This window comes from Luteimonas sp. RC10, from assembly GCF_014192745.1.
Taxonomy (GTDB): Bacteria; Pseudomonadota; Gammaproteobacteria; order Xanthomonadales; family Xanthomonadaceae; genus Luteimonas.
Genome location: NZ_JACHYJ010000002.1, coordinates 684,608 through 700,315, shown reverse-complemented (window position 1 = coordinate 700,315; position 15,708 = coordinate 684,608). Strand labels below are relative to the sequence as shown.

Below are 15,708 nucleotides of genomic sequence, written 5' to 3'. Positions count from 1 at the left end.
CCCGCGGGGGGGGGGTTGGTGCGGGGCCGGGGTGGGGGCGGGGCGCGGGGGCGCGCCCCCCCCCCCGGGGGGGGGGGGGGGGGGGGGGGGGGCCCCCGCGCCGCGACGCGCCCGGCCCCCACCCGTCGCCTACGGCGCCGACCTCCCCCGCAGGCGGGGGAGGTGGAGTTTCCCGGATGCTGGTGACGACCGCGGCGGTTGAGCCCTCCCCCGCGAGCGGGGGAGGGTTGGGTGGGGGCGAACGTCTCGACGCGCCGTTCGTGTCGCCCGCACAGCCGGGCGATGCGGCCTACGTGATCTACACCTCGGGCTCGACCGGTGAGCCGAAGGGCGTCGTCGTCGAGCACCGCGCGATCGTCAATCGCCTGGAATGGATGCGCACGCACTATCGTATCGACGCGTCCGATCGCATCCTGCAGAAGACGCCGGCGACCTTCGATGTCTCGGTGTGGGAGTTCTTCCTGCCGTTGATCACTGGCGCGGTGCTCGATGTCGCGCCGCCGGAGGCGCATCGCGATCCGGTCGCGCTGGCCCGACTCATCCGCGCGCGCGGCATCACCACGCTGCATTTCGTGCCGTCAATGCTGGCCGCGTTCCTGGCGACGCCCGACGCCTATGGGCTAGCCGTGCGCCAGGTGTTCTGCAGCGGCGAGGCGCTGGATGCGGAGCTGCGCGATCGCTTCCACCGCAGCGTGCGTGCCGAGCTGCACAACCTCTACGGGCCGACCGAGGCCGCGGTCGATGTGAGTTTCTGGCCGGCGTGCGCCGACGACACCTCGCGCCCAGTGCCGATCGGGTTCCCGGTCTGGAATACGCAGCTGTATGTGCTCGATGCACGCATGCGCCCGCTGCCGCCCGGCGTCGTCGGTGACCTGTACCTGGGCGGTGTGCAGCTCGCGCGCGGTTACCTCGGCCGTGACGACCTGACCGCCGAGCGGTTCATCGCCGATCCGTATCGGCCCGGCGGGCGCCTGTACCGCACCGGCGACCTCGCGCGCTGGCGCGACGATGGCGCGGTCGAATTCCTTGGCCGCAGCGACCACCAGGTCAAGCTGCGCGGCCTGCGCATCGAACTGGGCGAGATCGAGGCGGCGATCGTCGCCAGCGGGCAGGCTGCGCAGGCGGCGGTGATCGTGCGCGAGGACCGCGCCGGCGATCGACGCCTGGTCGGTTATCTGCAGCCGGTCGCCGCCGATGCGTTCGACGCCGAGGCGCTGCGCACCGCCGTGGCCGCGCAGGTGCCCGACTACATGGTGCCGGCCGCGTTCGTCGCGCTGGCCACCTGGCCGGTGACGGCCAATGGCAAGCTCGACCGCGATGCGCTGCCGGCGCCGGCGTTCGATGCCGGGGCGTTCGTGGCCCCGCGCACGCCGACCGAGGCCGCGGTCGCCGAGTTGTTCGCGCAGGCGCTGGGGGTCGCGCGTGTCGGCGGCGATGGCGACTTCTTCGCGCTGGGCGGCGATTCGTTGTCCGCGGTGCACCTGCTACTGGCGATCCAGCGCCGGTTCGGTCGCGATCCGGGCCTGGGCGCGTTGTTTGCGACGCCGACGGTGGCCGGCATCGCCGCGCTGCTCGATGCCGACGAGGCCACGCCCGACCACGGTCTCGGCCCGACGATCGCGCTGGCGCGCGGCGACGCGGCGCTCGCGCGTGCGCCCTTGTTCGTGGTGCATCCGGCCGGTGGCATTGCGTGGTGCTACCGGGAGCTAGCGCGCGCGCTGCGGCCCCGGCGCGACGTGCACGGGCTGCAGTCGCCGGCGCTGGACCTGGCGCAGCCGCTGCCGGGCAGCATCGACGCGCTGGCCGATGACTACGCTCGCCGCGTCGCCGCGTTGCAGCCGACCGGCCCGCTGCACCTGCTCGGCTGGTCGGTCGGCGGCATCCTCGCCCAGGCGATGGCGGTGCGCCTGCGGGCACTCGGCCGCGAGGTCGGCGTGCTCGCATTGCTCGATGCCTATCCCAGCGAGTGCTGGCGCGCCGAGCCCGAGCCCGACGCAGTCGATGCGCTGCGGGCGTTGCTGGCGATCGCCGGCTACGACCCGGACCGTCATCCCGAGTTGCGCAGCCGCGAAGCGATCGTCGAGTTCCTGCGCCGCGGCGACAGCGCGCTCGGCAACCTGCCGGGCCACGTGCTCGACGGTGTGGTACGCGCGGTCGTCGACACCAATCGGCTCGTGCGCCTGCACCACCACACGCGGTATGACGGCACACTGCTGCATGTGCGTGCCGGCCTCGACCATGTCGACCGGCCGCAGCTGCAGTCGGTGCTGTGGCAGGCGCATGCGGCGCGGGTCGAGGCGGTCGAGCTGCCGTTCCGGCACGGCGAGCTGACCGGTCGCGATGCGACCGCGGCGATCGCGCCGCTGCTCGACGCGCGGCTGGCGGCCTTCGACCCGAACCCCTGAGCGCGACGTGCGATGCGCCGGACGCGCGTTGAAGCGTCAGGCCACCGCGTACGACCGCGTCCACGCCCCCCCTTTGCGGAGACCCTCATGCAACTCACAGGATTCGAAGGCCGGATCGCGCTGGTCACCGGCGCGGCCGGCGGCATCGGCGCGGCGGTCGTGGACCTGCTGCGAGCCAGCGGCGCGACGGTGATCGCAACCGACCTGCGCGCGCCCGAACTCGCCGAGACGACCGGCGTGGCACCGGCCCATGCGTTCGCGCTCGATGTGACCGATGCGGCGGCGGTCGATGCGCTCATCGCGCAGGTGGAGGCCGATGTCGGGCCGATCGACCTCGCCGCGCATGTTGCCGGCGTGCTGTCGACGACCCCGGTGCTGGAGACCAGCGATGCGGAGTGGCGGCGCACGTTCGCGGTCAATGCCGACGGCGTGTTCCACGTTGGCCGCGCGCTCGCCCGGGTGATGGCGCCGCGCCGTCGCGGTGCCCTGGTCGTCGTCGGGTCCAACGCCGCAGGCATTCCGCGGCATGCGATGTCGGCCTATGCCGCGTCGAAGGCCGCGGCGACGATGTTCGTGCGTTGTCTGGGGCTGGAGCTTGCGCCGCTGGGCATCCGCTGCAACCTCGTCGCACCGGGGTCCACGCGCACGCCGATGCAGACCGGAATGTGGGCCGATGCCCATGGCGAGGCCAGGGTCATCGCCGGCAGCCTGGAGACGTTCAAGAGCGGCATCCCGCTCGGCAAGCTCGCCGAGCCGCTCGACATCGCGCATGCCGCGATGTTCCTGTTGTCCGAGCAGGCTGGCCATATCGCGATGCAGGACCTGTACGTCGACGGCGGCGCGACGCTGCGCTCCTGAGTCGATCGCGCCGCGTCTTCGCGCGCGGCGCGGCATTACCGTCCGGTCGTGGACGACCCGGACGCGTCCGTGGGCACGACGAAGACGAGCGCCGTGCGCGGCGGCACGGCAAAGCGGCCGCGCGTGGCGTCGATCCTGGCCGCCTCGCGCGGGCGCGGATCGGCCGCCTCGGGCGCGCGGTGCACCGGGTGCAGGGTCCACGCACGCCCGGCAAGCTCGGGCGCGTCGAGTGTGCGCACCTCATCGGCGACGTTGATCGCGTAGAGCACCTCGGCAAAGCCGGCATCGGCCAGACCGCGGCCGTCCAGGTGACCGGCGACGAGCTCGGGGTCGGCATCGGCGCCGGGAAAACGCAGGCGGGCCTGGACCTGCGCGGCGTCGGGCAGGCGGAACAGCCGCGTGCTGGCGCGGATGCGCAGCAGGTCCAGGCTCATGTCGCGCGTGCGCAGCACATCGCGCTGGTCGGGGCGGATGCGCATCGCATCGGCCAGCAGCGGGCGCATCAGCGGCCAGTTGGCGCTGTTGTCGGGCGCAGGCGGCAGGCCGGTGCCGAAGCCGTGGGCCGCGCCGGTCCAGTCGATGCGGTTGAACCAGTCGCCCGAGTCGAAGCTGTTGCGGTCCAGGGACTTGGAGCGCAGCAGTTCGACGCCGGCGTGCAGGTAGGCGATGCCCTGGCTGAAAGCCGTGGTGGCGATGGCCAGCACCTGCGCGTTGACGCGCGCATCGGCGTCGGCATCGGCCGGCAGGCGGAACACGTTGATGTCGAACAGCGTCTGGTTGTCGTGGTTCTCGACGTAGTTCACGACCTCTGTCGGCTGGGTCGCAAAGCCGGCCGGCTGCCCGGCATAGTCGATCTGCGCGAGCGTGCGGCCGTCGGGCAGCCGGTAGTCGCGCAACGTGCCGGCCAGACCGACGCGGACCAGCTCGGCCTGGCGCCGCAGCAACGCCGCGTCGGTGTGGCCGTGGATCCAGCCACGATGGGCATGCAAGGCTGCGCCGCTGTCCGAGGGGCCACCACCGCGCACCGCGTCACGCGCGCGGTCGCTGAAACTACCGATGCCGGTGCCGCCCAGCGACTGCTGCGAGGCCTGCACGAAGCGCGCGCCGTCGGCGACCTCGCCGAAGTTCCAGCCTTCGCCCAGCAGTTGCACCGGACGCCCGGCCGCCGCGTCCACGCGCGCCTGCAGCGCGCGCATCGCCGCGCGCGGCTGGTGGCCCATCAGGTCGAAGCGGAACGAATCGATGCGGTAGTGGCGCACCCACAGCTCGGCCGAATCGAGCATGAGCTTGGCCATCATCGCGTGCTCGGTCGCGGTGTTGGCGCAGCAGGTCGAATGCGCGACGCGGCCGTCGGCGTCGTAGCGGTGGTAATAGCCGGGCACGATGCGATCGAGCACCGAGTGTGGGGCCTGGCCCCAGGCGCTGGTGTGGTTGTAGACCACGTCCATGCCCACGCGCAGATCGAGCGCGTGCAGCGCCTGCACCATCTGCCGGAACTCGACGATGCGCGCGGCCGGGTCGGTCGCATCGCTGGCGAAACTGCCTTCGGGCGCATTGAAGTGCAGCGGGTCGTAGCCCCAGTTGAAGCAGTCCTGCGCGGCCACCGCCATCACCGCGGCCTGCTGCGCATCGCTGTCTGGCGCGGCATCGGGCACATCGGGCGTGACGCAGCCGACCTCCGGCACCGTGGCCAGATCGAACACCGGCAGCAGATGCACATCGGTCACGCCGGCCGCGCGCAGCCTGCGCAGATGGCGCACGCCGTGCGAGTCGGCCTGCGCAAAGGCGGCGTAGCGGCCGCGCTGGGCTGGCGGCACGCTGCCGTCGTCGCGCGAGAAGTCGCGAACGTGCAACTCGTAGACCACCTGGTCGGTTGCGGCGCGGAGCGCGGGCGCGGCATGCGCGTCCCAGCCCTCGGGCTTGAGCGCGGGCGCCTCGAGGTCGAACACGACGCTGCGCCGCGAGTCGGCGGTCAGCGCGACCGAGTAAGGATCGGTGACGTGGTTGCGGACGACACCGGTGCCCGGCACGAACACGTCGACCAGCCACAGGTAGGCCTGGCCCGACAGGTCGCCAGGGACCGCCGTGGCCCAACTGCCGGTCGCGGCGTCGCGCTCGAGCGTGCGGACTGCGGTGGCCGGTGCGTCGGCATCGTCGTAGAGGCACAGCGCGACCGACTGCGCCGTGGGCGCCCACAGCCGGAACGCGGTCTCGGTGGGGCCGGGCAATGCGCCGAGGTCCGGCAGCGCGGTTGCGGCGGCGTAGAGGTCGTCGAGAGCGCCGGCGTGCTGGAGTGCGGTCGCGTCGAGCACGCGGCCATGTGCGTCTTCGTGCACCAGCAGCAGTTGGCTGCGATGCAGCATCGATAGCGTGGCGTCGTCCGCGTCGGTCTGCAGCGTGACGCCATCGCCGACGAAGCCGAAGCGCTCGGCCAGTGCCGCAGGCACCGGGGCCGCGCGAACATGGAGATCGAGTGCGCCATCGTGGCCCTGGACCGTCGCGCCCGGCCATAGGGCCAGCGTGGCGTCGGCAGCGTGATACAGCCGGAAGCGCGTATCGGGTGCAGTCTCGGCCCCGGGCCAGCGCAGAAGATGGCGGTCGAGCCAGTGGGCGCGCGTGTGATCGGGCAGCGCGCCGGACTGGGCGGGGTGCAGCGTGCGCGCGAGGCCGGGCGCGTCGCAGTCGGCCAGTGCGCCCGGGGCGGCGAGAGCGCTGCCGCAGGCCAACAGACCGGCGGCAAGCGTTCCGTACCGCGTGGTGCGCGACAGGCGCACCGCGTCAGTCCACCGCAGCGAACAGCGCCGCGTGTGGCGGCAGGCGGACGCGGTCACCATCGAGGACGCCGGCCAACAGGCCGTGGCCGTCGAGCACGCGCAGGCGCGCGAACTCCGCCGGAAGCGTCCAGTCGAGCGCCTGTTCCGACAGATTGAAGACCGCCAGTACACGGTCGTCGCTGTCGCCGCGCACGAAGGCCAGCACCGGCTCGGGCGCATCGACGAAGCACTGCGTGCCGGTCACCAGTGCCGGCTGGGCGCGGCGCCAGTGCAGGAAACGGCGGACGCCGGCAAGCACCGAGCCGTCGTCGCGTGACTGCGCCTCGACATTGAGCGCGCGATGCGCGTCGGGGATCGGCAGCCACGGCTGGCCGGTGGTGAAGCCGGCGCCGGTGCTGGCGGTCCACGGCATCGGCGTGCGGCAGCCGTCGCGGCCCTTGAAGTTCGGCCAGAACGCGATGCCGTAGGGGTCGCGCAACTGCTCGAATGGCACCTCGGCCTCGGGCAGGCCCAGTTCCTCGCCCTGGTACAGGCAGACCGAACCGCGCAGTGCGCAGACCAGGCCGACCAACTGCCGGGCGAAGTCGTCGCTGGGCTGTGCGCCGCCCCAGCGCGTGACTGCGCGCTGCACGTCGTGGTTGGAGATCGCCCAGCACGGCCAGCCGTCGGTCATCGCCGCTTCCAGGCGTTCGACGGTGTCGCGGATGTAGCCGGCGCTGAAGTCGTCGACCAGCAGCTCGAAGCTGTAGCCCATGTGCAGGCGGCCGGGGCTGGTGTACTCGGCGGTGGTCGCCAGCGAATCCTCGGCCGAGATCTCGCCCAGCGCGGCGACATCCCCGTACTCGTCCATCAGCGCACGCAGCCGCTCGAGGAAGCCGATGTTCTCCGGCTGGGTGTTGTTGTACCAGTGGTACTGGAAGGCGTACGGGTTATCGGGCGCGAAGCCACGGCCCACGCGCAGTGCCTCGGGCTTGGGCGGATTGTCGCGCAGCTGCGCGTCGTGGAAGCAGAAGTTGATCGAGTCCAGCCGGAAGCCGTCGACGCCGCGGTCGAGCCAGAACTTGACGTAGTCCAGCGTGGCCTGCTGCACATCCGGGTTGTGGAAGTTCAGGTCGGGCTGGCTCGACAGGAAGTTGTGCAGGTAGTACTGGCAGCGCCGCGGATCCCAGCGCCAGGCGGGGCCGCCGAAGATCGACAGCCAGTTGTTGGGCGGCGTGCCATCGGGTTTGGCATCGGCCCAGACGTACCAGTTGGCCTTGGGGTTGTCGCGCGATTGCCGGCTCTCCTCGAACCAGGCATGCGCATCGGAGGTGTGGCTGAAGACCTGATCGATCATCACCTTCAGGCCCAGCGCGTGCGCCTTGGCCAGCAATGCATCGAAGTCGGCCAGGGTGCCGAACATCGGGTCGACGTCGCACTGGTCGGCGATGTCGTAACCGTAGTCGGCCATCGGCGAGCGGAAGAACGGCGAGATCCAGATCGCATCCACGCCCAGGCTGGCGACATGCGCCAGCCGGTCGATGATGCCGGGCAGGTCGCCCACGCCGTCGCCGTCGCTGTCCATGAAGCTGCGCGGGTAGATCTGGTAGATCACCGCGCCCCGCCACCACCTGTTGTCGCTCATCGCTCTCTGCCTTCGGTCGCCTTTGCGGCGCGGTGGGACGGTAGACGATGCCGCGCCGCCTGCGAAAGCGCACGTCCCGGACCTGTGGCATGAATACGTATGCAGGTCGTCGCCGCCAGGAGCGCGCTCGCTACCATGGCCTGGCCGGCGCAACCTGCGTCGGCGCAGCGGATCTTGGGAGGGGCCTCGCAGCGATGGGCAACCGCAAACCGTCACTGTCGTTCTGGCAGATCTGGAATATGTGTTTCGGCTTTCTGGGCATCCAGTTCGGATTCGCCCTGCAGAACGCCAACGTCAGCCGCATCTTCCAGACGCTCGGCGCCGACATGGAACAGGTCCCCGGCCTGTGGATCGCTGCCCCGCTGACCGGACTGCTGGTGCAGCCGGTGATCGGCTACTTCTCCGATCGCACCTGGACGCGGCTGGGCCGCCGCCGCCCGTACTTCCTGTGGGGCGCGCTGTTCTCGACCGCAGCCTTGGTGGTGATGCCGACCTCGCCCGAGTTGTGGATCGCCGCCGGCACGCTGTGGGTGCTCGATGCGTCACTGAATGTGTCGATGGAACCGTTCCGCGCCTTCGTCGGCGACCAGTTGGCGCCCAGGCAGCGCCCGACCGGCTATGCGATGCAGAGCTTCTTCATTGGCGTTGGCTCGGTGGTCGCCAGTGCGCTGCCGTTCGTGCTCGCCAAGGTGGGCGTCGCCAACACCGCCGGGCCCGGTGAGGTGCCTGATACGGTGCGCTATGCGTTCTGGTTCGGTGGCGCGGTGCTGCTGCTGGCCGTGCTGTGGACGGTGGTGCGCACGCGCGAGTATCCGCCCGAGGTGCTGCGCACCTTCGACGACGCGACGCCCGAAGGCGCGCTGCCGGCCGCCGACGCGCCGGTGCCGCCGGCCGGTGGTGGGCTGGCCTGGTTGCTGGTCGGCGTGGCCGGCCTCGTCGCGGTGGCCGCGCTCGACCTGGACCGCATGCTCTACGTGCTGGCGGGCCTGCCGCTGGGCTACGGCCTGTTGCGGCTGGTCGCCAGGCGGCTCGCGCCGCAGCGGATGCTGGCCACGATCGCCGCCGACCTGCATGCGATGCCCACGACGATGCGCCAGTTGGCCGTCGTGCAGTTCTTCTCGTGGTTCGGCCTGTTCGCGATGTGGATCTACACCACCGCGGCCGTCGCACAGACCCACTACGGCAGCAGCGATCCGCAGTCGGCGGCCTACAACGACGGCGCCAACTGGGTCGGCGTGCTGTTCGCCGCCTATAACGGCTTTGCCGCGCTGGCCGCGATCGTGATCCCGTGGCTGGCACGTCGTCTGGGACTGCGCGGCGCGCATCTGGTCAATCTGCTGCTCGGCGCGCTGGGCCTGCTGTCGATTGCATTCGTCGACGACCCGCGCTGGCTGCTCGGCTCGATGGTCGGTGTCGGTTTTGCCTGGGCCTCGATCCTGTCGCTGCCCTATGCGCTGCTGTCCGACAGCCTGCCGGCCGAGAAGATGGGCGTGTACATGGGCATCTTCAATTTCTTCATCGTGATTCCGCAGCTGGTTGCGGTCAGCACGCTGGGTTTCCTGCTCGGGCGTGTGTTCGACGGCGAGCCGATGCGCGTGCTGATGCTCGGCGGCGCCAGCCTGGCGATCGCAGGGCTGTGCGTGCTGCGGGTCTCGCGCCCGCGCAGCGCATGAGGCGCGCAGCCCGACCTGGCCATCTTTCCTCCCGTTCCCCCGTCAGGAGCCGCGCGATGCCGCGAACGTCCCCCCTCCTGCTCGCCGCGCTGCTGTGCGCCGGCTGCAGCCATGTCGCGACCCGCAATGCGCCGGACGCACTCGACACGACGGACCTGTACGGCACGCTCGAGCCATTCGCCGAGCACGCCGTGTACTTCGTCGTCACCGATCGCTTCGTCAACGGCGATCCCGCCAACGACCACCGCGAGCAGGGCGGGGCGCACCGCACCTTCGACATTCCGGTCCGCTGCCCGGACGGCATCGATGGCAACATCGGCTACCTCGGCGGCGACTTCCGCGGCGTGCTCGACAACGCCGGCTACATCCGTGACATGGGGTTTGGCGCGGTGTGGATCACGCCGATCGTCGACAACCCCGACGAGGCGTTCACCGGCGGCGACCCCATCTCGTGCAACAGCACGCTCAGCGACCGCGGCAAGACCGGTTACCACGGCTACTGGGGGACGAACTTCTACACGCTCGACGAACACCTGCCCAGCGCCGATCTCGACTTCCGCGGCTTCACCGACGGCATGCGCGCCGCGGGCCTGAAGACCGTGCTCGACATCGTCGGCAACCACGGCTCGCCATCGTGGACGATGCCCACCGCGCAGCCCGGCTTTGGCCAGATCTTCGATGCGCAGGGCAGGCTGGTCGCCGACCACCAGAATCTACCGCCGCAGCAGCTCGACCCGGCGGGCAATCCGCTGCACGCGTTCTACAGCAACGTCGGCCCGATCGATGCCAAGACCGGTTCGATCTTCGATGGCAACCTCGCCCAGCTCAGTGACTTCGATGCTGCGAACCCCGCGGTCATGGCGTATCTCGCCGGCGCCTACCTGCAGTGGATCGACCAGGGCGCGGATGCCTTCCGGGTCGACACCATCGCCTGGATGCCGCATGCGTTCTGGCGCGAATTCGCCGAGCGCATCCGCACCCGGCATCCGGGCTTCTTCATGTTCGGCGAGGCGTTCGAGTTCGACGCCAATCGGATCGCCGAGCACACCTGGCCCGGCAATGGCGGCATCAGCGTGCTCGACTTTCCGATGAAGCAGGCGATGGACGAGGTCTTCGCCCAGGGCGCCGGCTTCGAGCGCCTGGCGCCGTCGCTGCATCTGGAAGGCGGGCCGTACGCGAACCCCTACGAACTGACGACGTTCTACGACAACCACGACATGCCGCGCATGGACGCCAGCGACGCCGGCTTCATCGATGCGCACAACTGGCTGTTCACGGCGCGCGGGATCCCGGTGATCTACTACGGTTCGGAGACCGGCTTCATGCGCGGCCGCGCCGAGCATGCCGGCAACCGCGCCTACTTCGGCCAGGCGCGCGTCGATGCGGCCGCCGCGCATCCGATCCATGCCGCGCTGACCCGGGTGGCGAACCTGCGTCGTACGACGCCAGCATTGCAGCGCGGGCTGCAGCTTGAGCTCGGGCTCGAGGGCGACCACGCCGCGTTCTACCGCGTGCTCGATGTCGAGGGCAGTGCGCAGATTGCGCTGGTGTTGCTTAACAAGGGCGAGGTGCCATGGCAGGCCGAGGTGACGCGCTGGCTCGAGCCGGGGACCTGGCGCGACGCGCTCGACGGCGGTCAGATCGCCGTGACCGACCGGCTGCAGGCCGAGGTGCCCGCGCACGGGCTGCGGGTCTTCGTGCTCGACGCGGCGCCTCGCCGCGCCGACCTGCGCGCCCGCCTTCGGCAGGCGATGGACGGCCGTCTCGGCGGCCCGCGCTGATCGGTGCGCCCAGCGCGCCGCATGCGCGTCTGCTGCTTGTTCAGACTGAATGGGCGTATCCGGTTGATCGGATTGACTTCAGTCAAGGCGGGGGCGACACACTGTCGCGGATACTGCCCGCATGGACACCATCGCTTCCGCCTTTCCGCAGGACTGGCCCTTCGATCCGGACCTGCTGCGTCGCTACGACCGGCCCGGGCCCCGTTACACCTCGTACCCGACCGCGCCGCAGTTCCTGCCCGGCTTCGGCGAGGTCGACTTGCAGGAGCTCGCGCGGCGCGGCAATGACGACCCGATCCCGCGCCAGTTGTCGCTGTACGTGCACGTGCCGTTCTGCCGCAGCCCCTGCTTCTACTGCGGCTGCAACCGCATCATCACCCGCGATGAGGCGCGCGGGCAGGTGTACCTGGACCGTCTGCATCGCGAGATCGCGATGGTCGCGCCGCTGTTCGACGCCGATCGCGAGGTGGTGCAACTGCACCTGGGAGGCGGCACGCCGAACTTCCTCGGCCCCGGCCAGATCGCCGAGCTGGTCGAAAGCCTCGGCGCGCACTTCCGCTTCAGCCAGGACCCGGCGCGGGATTTCTCGATCGAGCTCGACCCGCGCTTCGTGACCCCCGACGACATCGGCCGCCTGGCCGAGATCGGCTTCAACCGGGCCAGCCTCGGCGTGCAGGATTTCGACCCGGTCGTGCAGGCCGCGGTCAACCGCATCCAGAGCGTCGAGCAGACGCTGGAGATCATCGAGGCCAGCCGTCGCTACGGCATGCGCTCGCTCAACGTCGATCTGATCTACGGCCTGCCCAAGCAGACGCTCGAAGGCTTCGGCCGCACGCTCGACACCGTGATGCAGGCGCGCCCCGACCGGCTGGCGATCTACGGCTATGCGCACCTGCCGGACGTGTTCCGGCCGCAGCGCCAGATCGATGCCGCCACGCTGCCGGCGCCCGAGGAGAAGCTCGCGCTGCTGGGCCTGGCGGTCGAAAAGCTGGCGGCGGCCGGCTACCGCTACGTCGGCATGGACCACTTCGCGCTGCCCGACGACGAACTGGCGCGGGCCCAGCGCGAGGGCGGGCTGCACCGCAACTTCATGGGCTACACCACGCACGCGCAGACCGATCTGGTGGGCCTGGGCGTGAGCGCGATCAGCCATGTCGGCGACAGCTTCTCGCAGAACCACCGCGGCCTGACCGAGTGGGAAGCGGCGATCGACGCCGGCACGCTGCCGATCTGGCGCGGCCTGGTGCTCGGCCACGACGACGTGCTGCGCGCCGACCTGATCCAGCGGCTGATGTGCCAGGGCGAGATCGACATCGGGGCGATCGAGCGTGCCTACGACCTCGACTTTGCGGCCTATTTCGCCGGCGAGCTGGCGGCGCTGGCGCCGCTGCAGGCCGATGCCTTGGTCGAGTGCACCCCCACCAGGATCCGGGCCACGTCGCGCGGTCGGCCGTTGCTGCGTATCATCGCGATGTGTTTCGACCGGTACCTGCAGAAGCCGAGTGAGCAGCCTCGCTATTCCCGCACGATCTGACGCCGCGCGTCCGGAGTTCGCCCATGGCCGGCCTTGAGCCGCGACCGCGGCCCAGCCCGATTGCCGACGACGGCGACGAGGTCCGCTTCTGCAGCACCTGTGCGTTCTCCTCGGCGTGTCTGGCCGAGGGCTACGACAAGACCGATCTGCGCGACCTGCATGTGCTGGTCGAGCACGTCGGCCCATTCCGTGAGGGCGACTACGTCTTCCGGGAAGGCGCGCCGTTCAACGCGATCGCCGCGGTACGCGCCGGCACCATCAAGACCTACGTCATCGACGGCAATGGCCGAGAGCAGGTGCTGGGCTTCTTCCTGCCCGGCGAGGTGATCGGCCTGAACGCGATCCACAGCGCGCGCTACCCCTGCAACGCGGTCGCGCTGGACACCGTGATGCTGTGCCGGTTCTCGTTCCCGATGATGGCCACGCTGGCCGGGCGCATGCCGGGCCTGCAGAAGCATCTGTTCAGTCTGCTCAGTCAGGACATCGGCAAGGCTTCGCTGCTGACCGGCAACTTCAGCGCCGAGGAACGGCTGGCCGCGTTCCTGGTCACGCTGTCGCGCCGTTTCGCCGCGCGCGGCTTCTCGGCCACGCGGTTGCGGCTGATGATGCCGCGCACCGATATCGCCAACTACCTGCGCCTGGCGCCGGAGACGGTCAGCCGGGTACTGCGACGGATGCAGGACGACGGCGTGCTGCGCGTGGACCGCCGCGACCTGGAGATCCTGCAGCCGGTGGAGCTGGAGACGCTGGCCCACCACGTGCTGCGCGACTGACCCAGGGTCGGCTGCGCGCCCGCGGATGCAGGTGCGCGGGCGAGGCCCCGGCTAGGGGGCGGCATTCGCCGCCTCGTCGATACGCACCAGCAACAGGTCGAGGTCGGTCTCGGCGAGTACCGCATGCGATTCGCCCGGCGCCATGTGCAGCACCTGCCGAGCCCGCAGCGGCACGTGCTCGTCGCCGAAGTCAAAGCGGCCGGTGCCTGCGAGCACGATCACCAGCACCCGCTCGGGCGCGGCGTGCGCCGGCATCTGCGTGCCTGCGCGTACCTGCAGTTGGACGAGTCTGGCGTTGCCGAAATCGCCCAGGGGCGTGACCTGCCGCGGTTCGGCGGCATCGGGCGCGCGCGGCGGCGCGAGGTCCGACAGCCGGGGCGGGGCGGCCGTACCCGTGTCGGCGAAGGCGGGCAGGGTGGAGGCGAGCGCGCAGGCCAGTAGCAGGCCGCGCAGGCGGAAGGATGGGGTCATGCTTGATCTCCTGGATCGGATGGGGCGGGGGCGGGCCGGTCGCGGCCCTCGATGCAGTACTGCTGCCAGAAGCGTGCGGCGATCATCTCGGCGCGGGCATCGGCCTGCGCCTGCAGCGCCGGATTGCCGAGCGTGGCAGTGGTCTGCCGGAACAGCGCCAGCCAGCGGTCGAACAGCGCCGGCCGCAGGCCGGGCAACGCCATGTGCCGCGGCATCGGCGCGCCGCTGAAACGGCGGGTACCGCGCAGCATCGCCGACCAGAAGTCGACCAACTGCGCCAGGTGCGCGTCCCAGTCGTGGACGTGGCGCGCGAACACCGGCCCGAGCAGCGGATCCTCGCGGACGTGCGCGTAGAAGCGGTGCACGAGCGCGATCACTTCCTCCTCGCTGCAGCATGCCGCGTCGATGGGCGGCGGCGCGGACGCCGGAGGGGGCGGAGGCGCGGTCATCAGAAGCGCCAGGTGAAGCCGAGCGTCGCGTTGCGGCCCACGCCCTGCAGGAAGCCCGGCTGCGCGAGCGTGGCGCGGTCGCGGATGACGTAGCTGCTGGCGTAGCGGCGGTCGGTGAGGTTGTCGCCGTGGACGAACACCGACCAACGGCCATCATCGACCGTGTAGTCGAGCCGGAAGCCGAGCAGGGCGTAGCCGTCCTGCACGATCTCGCGGGTGTTGGCGTGGTCGGTCGGGGTATCGCTGGGCAGCCAGCGCACGTTGGGACCGAACCGCCAGCCGCCCTGGCGCCATGCCAGTTCCGCGCCGACCAGGTGCCGGGGCACGCCGGCGATGCGGTTGCCGGCGAACTGGCCGTCGTCGAACGTGAAGTCGCTGTAGGTCCAGGCCACCCGGTACTCCAGTGCGCCGCCGCCGGAGACGGGCAGGTGGCCGTCGAGTCCCGCCTCGACGCCCTGGTGGGTGGTGCCGGCGGCGTAGTTGTAGGTGCCAGTGCGGTTGCCCGATGCGTCGACCATCGCCATCAGTTCGTCGTCGACCGCGCTACGATAGACCGCCAGCGACCAGTGCGGCGCGCGCTCGCCAGTGCCCAGCCGCCCGTCGCCGCCGAGCTCCAGCGTGTCGGCGCGCTGCACCCGCAGGCGCAGCAACTGCGACTGTGCGCCGGCCGGATTGTTGGCCGGCGCGTCGGCGCTGACGATCTCCCACCATGTCGGCGCTTCGTGGCTGCGGCTGATGTTGGCGAACAGTCGCAGGTGCTCGCGTGGCTGCCAGGTCGCACCCAGCCGCGGGCTCGCATGGGTATAGCGCTGGTCCAGTCCGCCGCCGCGCAGGCGGTCGGCGGCATCGCGCGTGGCGCGGCTCCAGCGGGCCTCGGCCAGCAGCCGCCAGTCGGCGCCCGGGGCCCAGCCGATGCCGCCGAGCACGTCGAGGCTGGTGGCGTCGAGGTCGTACTGGCCGAAACGCTGCAGGCGCGTACCGTTGGCCGGGTTGTTCGCATGGAACTCGCGCAGCGTGTCGCTCTCCGCGTAGGCCGCACCCAGGCGGTAGTCGAGGCGGCCATGGGCGCCGGCCAGTTGGTACTGCACGCCACCGGTCTGGGTGGCGCTGTCGGTGTGCACAGTCGGGTTCTTGAACAGGTCGTCGGTGTCCTGCCACCACAGCCCAAGCGACTGCCGGCGTTCCGCGCCGCCCCATTCGGAGACGTTGGCCACACGCCAGTGCCGGGTGTCGCGCAGCGGGTCGCGGCGGTAGACGTCGAGCAGCCGGTCCTGCGGCGTGTCGCCGTCGCCCATCACGCCGCGCGGGTCGCTGTGGATGCGCGCCTTGGGCACGACGTTGGGGATGTGGAAGAACAGGTCGGTCC

Annotated in this window: 10 protein-coding genes and 1 pseudogene; 6 read left to right on the top strand and 5 right to left on the bottom strand. The window is 70.9% G+C overall.

Annotated elements, in window-relative coordinates; translation table 11 throughout:
• Window positions 1-251: 251 nt before the first annotated feature.
• Both FHW73_RS06945 and FHW73_RS06940 read left to right on the top strand, forming a co-directional pair.
• Window positions 252-2,405 (top strand): annotated as a pseudogene (locus FHW73_RS06945) (amino acid adenylation domain-containing protein); the annotation flags it as partial.
• An 87-nt stretch (window positions 2,406-2,492) separates the two neighbouring features.
• Window positions 2,493-3,263, top strand: coding sequence for a 2,3-dihydro-2,3-dihydroxybenzoate dehydrogenase (locus FHW73_RS06940; RefSeq protein ID WP_183425958.1), 771 nt, complete (start codon window positions 2,493-2,495; stop codon window positions 3,261-3,263).
• 35 nt (window positions 3,264-3,298) lie between these two features.
• Here FHW73_RS06940 and pulA read toward each other — a convergent pair whose 3' ends face one another.
• Together pulA and FHW73_RS06930 are read right to left on the bottom strand one after the other, a co-directional pair.
• On the bottom strand, window positions 3,299-6,037 hold the full coding sequence (gene pulA / locus FHW73_RS06935) for a pullulanase-type alpha-1,6-glucosidase (protein WP_345776155.1): 2,739 nt from the start codon (window positions 6,035-6,037) through the stop codon (window positions 3,299-3,301).
• A 4-nt stretch (window positions 6,038-6,041) separates the two neighbouring features.
• Entirely contained in the window at window positions 6,042-7,661 is a 1,620-nt protein-coding gene (locus tag FHW73_RS06930) for an alpha-glucosidase (RefSeq protein WP_183425956.1), read from the bottom strand.
• 194 nt (window positions 7,662-7,855) lie between these two features.
• On the opposite strand from FHW73_RS06930, the gene FHW73_RS06925 reads away from it, so the two are divergent.
• The 4 genes from FHW73_RS06925 (at window position 7,856) to FHW73_RS06910 (ending at window position 13,422) form a co-directional block, all read left to right on the top strand.
• Window positions 7,856-9,334, top strand: coding sequence for an MFS transporter (locus tag FHW73_RS06925; RefSeq protein WP_183425955.1), 1,479 nt, complete (start codon window positions 7,856-7,858; stop codon window positions 9,332-9,334).
• Between the two features lie 56 nt (window positions 9,335-9,390).
• Window positions 9,391-11,115, top strand: coding sequence for an alpha-amylase family glycosyl hydrolase (locus tag FHW73_RS06920; RefSeq protein WP_183425954.1), 1,725 nt, complete (start codon window positions 9,391-9,393; stop codon window positions 11,113-11,115).
• Window positions 11,116-11,236: 121 nt separating this feature from the next.
• A complete protein-coding gene (hemN, locus tag FHW73_RS06915; RefSeq protein ID WP_183425953.1) occupies window positions 11,237-12,649 on the top strand; it encodes an oxygen-independent coproporphyrinogen III oxidase in 1,413 nt (470 codons plus the stop codon).
• A 23-nt stretch (window positions 12,650-12,672) separates the two neighbouring features.
• Window positions 12,673-13,422, top strand: coding sequence for a helix-turn-helix domain-containing protein (locus FHW73_RS06910; protein ID WP_183425952.1), 750 nt, complete (start codon window positions 12,673-12,675; stop codon window positions 13,420-13,422).
• A gap of 51 nt (window positions 13,423-13,473) precedes the next feature.
• On the opposite strand, the gene FHW73_RS06905 is transcribed toward FHW73_RS06910, so the two are convergent.
• From FHW73_RS06905 to FHW73_RS17360, 3 genes are read right to left on the bottom strand one after another with little or no spacing between them, the layout of a single operon-like run.
• Window positions 13,474-13,893: a cupin domain-containing protein gene (locus FHW73_RS06905; protein ID WP_183425951.1), complete on the bottom strand. Its 420-nt coding sequence runs from the start codon at window positions 13,891-13,893 to the stop codon at window positions 13,474-13,476.
• Window positions 13,890-14,342 carry a group III truncated hemoglobin gene (locus FHW73_RS06900; RefSeq protein ID WP_183425950.1) on the bottom strand — a complete coding sequence of 151 codons (453 nt, stop codon included), beginning with the start codon at window positions 14,340-14,342 and terminating at the stop codon, window positions 13,890-13,892. The genes FHW73_RS06905 and FHW73_RS06900 overlap by 4 nt, the downstream gene beginning before the upstream one ends.
• Window positions 14,342-15,676: a TonB-dependent receptor gene (locus FHW73_RS17360; protein ID WP_221187443.1), complete on the bottom strand. Its 1,335-nt coding sequence runs from the start codon at window positions 15,674-15,676 to the stop codon at window positions 14,342-14,344. The genes FHW73_RS06900 and FHW73_RS17360 overlap by 1 nt, the downstream gene beginning before the upstream one ends.
• Window positions 15,677-15,708 lie beyond the last annotated feature (32 nt).

Excerpts from the sequence above, each read along its gene's own strand:
- FHW73_RS06920 (WP_183425954.1), top strand. The coding sequence starts at position 9,391 with ATGCCGCGAACGTCCCCCCTCCTGCTCGCCGCGCTGCTGTGCGCCGGC.
- FHW73_RS06910 (WP_183425952.1), top strand. The coding sequence starts at position 12,673 with ATGGCCGGCCTTGAGCCGCGACCGCGGCCCAGCCCGATTGCCGACGAC.
- FHW73_RS06930 (WP_183425956.1), bottom strand. The coding sequence starts at position 7,661 with ATGAGCGACAACAGGTGGTGGCGGGGCGCGGTGATCTACCAGATCTAC.
- hemN (WP_183425953.1), top strand. The coding sequence starts at position 11,237 with ATGGACACCATCGCTTCCGCCTTTCCGCAGGACTGGCCCTTCGATCCG.
- FHW73_RS06905 (WP_183425951.1), bottom strand. The coding sequence starts at position 13,893 with ATGACCCCATCCTTCCGCCTGCGCGGCCTGCTACTGGCCTGCGCGCTC.
- FHW73_RS06940 (WP_183425958.1), top strand. The coding sequence starts at position 2,493 with ATGCAACTCACAGGATTCGAAGGCCGGATCGCGCTGGTCACCGGCGCG.
- FHW73_RS06925 (WP_183425955.1), top strand. The coding sequence starts at position 7,856 with ATGGGCAACCGCAAACCGTCACTGTCGTTCTGGCAGATCTGGAATATG.
- FHW73_RS06900 (WP_183425950.1), bottom strand. The coding sequence starts at position 14,342 with ATGACCGCGCCTCCGCCCCCTCCGGCGTCCGCGCCGCCGCCCATCGAC.